This is a genomic window from Streptococcus sp. 4155 (assembly GCF_013276695.1).
Taxonomy (GTDB): Bacteria; Bacillota; Bacilli; order Lactobacillales; family Streptococcaceae; genus Streptococcus; species Streptococcus pseudopneumoniae.
Genome location: NZ_VMLM01000118.1, coordinates 1 through 4,215, shown reverse-complemented (window position 1 = coordinate 4,215; position 4,215 = coordinate 1). Strand labels below are relative to the sequence as shown.

The 4,215-nt window shown below is 39.1% G+C and carries 3 protein-coding genes and 1 pseudogene; 3 read left to right on the top strand and 1 reads right to left on the bottom strand.

All coding sequences use genetic code 11. The annotated features are described in order from the left end of the window. From HT715_RS11640 to HT715_RS11320, 3 genes are all read left to right on the top strand, one after another. Positions 1-1,055, top strand: a 1,055-nt coding sequence (locus HT715_RS11640) for a hypothetical protein (RefSeq protein WP_188109051.1), incomplete at its 5' end; no start/stop codon positions are given. Between the two features lie 958 nt (positions 1,056-2,013). After that, the gene (locus HT715_RS12145; RefSeq protein WP_007284783.1) at positions 2,014-2,640 is read left to right on the top strand and encodes an Abi family protein; all 627 of its coding nucleotides are present in this window, start codon (positions 2,014-2,016) and stop codon (positions 2,638-2,640) included. A gap of 216 nt (positions 2,641-2,856) precedes the next feature. Continuing rightward, on the top strand, positions 2,857-3,960 hold the full coding sequence (locus HT715_RS11320; protein ID WP_172922967.1) for an FAD-binding oxidoreductase: 1,104 nt from the start codon (positions 2,857-2,859) through the stop codon (positions 3,958-3,960). A gap of 150 nt (positions 3,961-4,110) precedes the next feature. On the opposite strand, the pseudogene HT715_RS11315 reads toward HT715_RS11320, so the two are convergent. Beyond that, positions 4,111-4,215: pseudogene (locus HT715_RS11315) on the bottom strand (LacI family transcriptional regulator); the annotation flags it as partial.

Below are 4,215 nucleotides of genomic sequence, written 5' to 3'. Positions count from 1 at the left end.
AAATTCCATCGACAGAAACCGTAGAGAAATCTAAGGTAGAGGTAACGCCAGTAGCAGACCCAGCGCATTTAACAGAAGCCGAAAAAGCCAAAGTTAAAGAAGCCGTTTCGAAAGCTAACCCAACAGCCACCAACGTAGTTGTAAAAGACAATGGAGATGTAACTGTCACATTACCAGATGGAACAACTAAAGAAATTCCATCGACAGAAACCGTAGAGAAAAAATCTGGTAATAATAGTACTGATACTAGCAACAGTGGCAACACCAACAATGGAGCTACTACCAACCCTGCTGGCAGCAATAGCAACAGTGTGACACCAGATAACAGAGGCAATACTCCAGCCCCTGGTGTGACAACTGACAATAGTAGCAATACGACCCTTACTACTCCATCGTCTACTGTTGGACAGGCACAAGCAAGCACTTCGACTCAAGAAACGCCAGTTTCTACAAGCACTCCAAACAATTCAGGAACTACAGTGACTCCTAACGAGACTCGTCCTGTTGACAAGTCTGAGCTTGCTCGATTGGTTGAAGGATTGGAAAGTCGTTTGAAAGATTTGGATGATATAGATAGTACAACGCTTGAGTCAGCTAAAGCTCTTCTTACAGAGATTAAACAAGCTCTTAATGACGAAAGTTTGACAGAGTCCGATTTGCGTGATATTGTTAGAAGAGTGAGAGAGGTAATAGACTCCTTAAAAGGTGTGAAAGAAGACCAGCAAAATCAAGAAAAAGATCAGATGAAAGACGATAGTCAGACAACTACTGAATTTTCATATGTAGTAATGATTGGCAGTCTACTTGCCCTTCTTGGGCTCCTTCTCTTCCTCATCGCGCGTCGTAAGAAAGAGTCAGAACTCAAGAAATTGGTCAAGGAACTAAGCAAGCTTGAAGCAGAATTGGATTCTACAAATGTGGATACGAAAGTTCTCGACCAAGCACGAGAAGCTCTCGCTCAAGCAGTTGCTTTCCTAGCCAATGAGAAAGAGTCTGACCACACAGAAGACGAGTTGATTGAGAAACTCAAAGCGATTCTTGCTCAGCTAAGATAAGCGACATGTTGAAATATCGCAGGCGACCATAGAAGTTACTACATTGCTGGATAATGACGATAGGAAAAGTTAGTCGCAAACCTGTAGTGGGAATATACCAGCTTCTAGTGGGGAAGTGGTTCTGGGAACAGGACACCGTCTTTTAAATGGGAATGCTTCCTCCTCTAGTACAAGTAGAAGTCTTTGATGGTAGAGTAAGATAAAGAAGAAACACGAAACAAGTAAGATAGTTCATGAAATGGAACTGAAAATTGCTGGTGTGGACTCTTGAAGGAAGTAATGGATAGAAAGAAGTTGAAAAGCGTCTTTCTATCCATCTTTCTTTAGGAGTTGATGTAAGCGCTCTCTATCGCTTGGTTTTGTCAGATGATTGTGCTCTCCATAACCAACCATACGTATATCATATATAGTAGATTGAAATAAGATATGAACAAAGAGATTGAGAAAGTCAAATTAATTTCTAGAAATATTTTAGAATCCGTAGCCTACTATTCTAGGCTCAATATACTACACTTAAAAAATATTTCTATTGATTAATAGGGATTATTGTGGTATAATCTAGGTAGATTAGAAGTCATCAAAGGTGCAGCAATGTATAACTAGGTGACCTTTTTTCATATAGTGGAGACTGTTAGAATGAATGTTGCCATATTTGAATTAACAAATTTCAAGGAATATATTCCTTGAAATATTGATATAGTTGATAAAATACGATTAGTTTATAATCCTGTGTTAGCACCTACTACGTTAAAAATGGCGATTGAACCTGCACTGACAGAAGAAGAATTGTATCAACATATGAAAGATAAATCTCATTGGGATTTTTCATATAATGTTGATGATGAATTTTATAAAAAGGATTGCGTAGATTTATGGTAAATTGGTTAATCGTCAGTATATTTTAGCTAAGTAAGCCTACTTATTTGATAGTTACCTTAGAAATTTCCTTCAAGAAATATTGGAGAGAATTGAAGTCTTTTTGAAAAAGAGTACCGCTGATGCTCTGACGCTTGGATACCAAAAAACTATTTATATTTTTGAAGACGATGATTTATATTTTTCTGAACAATCTAAATACTGCAAGGATAACCCTAAACGTCAGGATACTGTCTTGAAAACAAAGTATCATTTATCGCGGTTTATTTTTGAAAAACAAGATGATTCCATAGTAAAGAATCAGATTAGACAATATGGTGTTGTGTTGCCTTGGACTGTTTTTCGTTTAATGACATTTGGAAATATATCATCATTTCTTGTCGCCTTACAACCAGGTTATCGAAATAAGGTTGCTGCTTATATTAGTTTGCTCTTGTATAAGGATGATAAAATTCCAGCTAAAATCTTATTGTCCTGGTGTAATGCACTTCGATATCTTAGAAATATATGCTCATATAATGGCAGATTATATGAACGCTTACACCATACCTTACCTGCTCTTCATCATTCTGATAAGGAGTTATTGGAGACAAACTCAGAGAATGATGATAAGACATTATTTATTTATTTTATAGCAATGAGACATCTTATTTTGTCCATGTCCCTAGAAACCCAGAATTTTTGGAATAAAAAATACAAAATTTACTAGAAGAAGGAAGTAGAGAACAAGTTGATTTGAGACACTACGGTCTTCCAGAGGACTGGGTGAACTTATTGACAATTAAGAATAGGATAATCTCTTAGATAGATAATTATTGGAAAGAATAAGATAGTATGGAGGTCTAGTATAAAACAAAATAAAGGGCACAAAACTTTTTTATTCTGTGTTGTGTCTTGAGTGAAACAAAAGGAATAAATTATAACAATGAAAAAAGTTGCTATTATCGGAGCAGGGATTGTGGGGGCAACAGCTGCCTACTACCTCTCGAAAGAAAGTGACCTAGAAGTAACCGTCTTTGACCATGGACAAGGTCAAGCTACCAAGGCCGCAGCAGGAATTATCAGTCCTTGGTTTTCCAAACGCCGCAATAAAGCTTGGTACAAGATGGCGCGCTTGGGGGCTGACTTTTATGTGGATTTATTAGCTGATTTAGAGAAGTCAGGACAAGAAATCGACTTTTACCAGCGTTCGGGAGTCTTTCTCCTGAAAAAGGATGAAACTAAGTTGGAAGAACTCTATCAACTGGCCCTCCAGCGCAGAGAAGAATCTCCCTTGATAGGGAAATTAGCCATTCTGGACCAAGCATCAGCTAATGAATTATTTCTTGGCTTGCAGGGATTTGATCACCTGCTCTATGCTTCTGGTGGAGCGAGAGTAGATGGCCAACTTTTAGTGACTCATTTGCTGGAATCAAGTCATGTCAAGCTGGTCAAAGAAAAAGTGACTCTGACACCGTTAGCATCAGGCTACCAGATTGGTGAAGAGGAGTTTGAGCAGGTTATTTTGGCGACGGGAGCTTGGTTGGGGGATATGTTAGAACCCTTGGGTTATGCTGTGGATGTCCGTCCTCAGAAAGGACAGCTCCGAGATTATCAGCTGGCCCAAGACATGGAATTTTACCCTGTTGTCATGCCAGAAGGGGAATGGGATTTGATTCCTTTTGCAGGTGGCAAATTGTCCCTAGGTGCTACCCATGAAAATGATATGGGATTTGATTTGACGGTAGATGAAATCTTGCTCCAGCAAATGGAGGAGGCAGCCTTACCTCACTATCCAGTTTTAGCTAGAGCGACTTCAAGGGCTGAGCGTGTGGGAATCCGTGCCTATACTAGTGATTTCTCTCCTTTCTTTGGGCAAGTGCCAGAATTGGCAGGTGTCTACGCTGCTAGTGGACTAGGTTCATCAGGCCTCACAACTGGTCCTATTATTGGTTACCACCTAGCTCAATTGGTCAAAGGCAAGGAGTTGACTTTGAACCCTGAAAACTACCCAATTGAAAACTATGTCAAACCGGTAAAAAGCGAATAATACTCAATGAAAATCAAAAAACAAACTAGGAAACTAGCCGCAGGTTGCTCAAAGCACTGCTTTGAGGTTGTAGATAAGACTGACGAAGTCAGTTACATATATCTACGGTAAGGCGACGCTGACGTGGTTTGAAGAGATTTTCATTGAGTATTAAATACTTTTTCCTGATAAAAGAGTAATTGGTAAAAAGTAACCAGTTGTCGCGACTTCCTTGCCTTCGATTTTTTGTAAGAGAAGGTCAACAGTGAGGCAGGC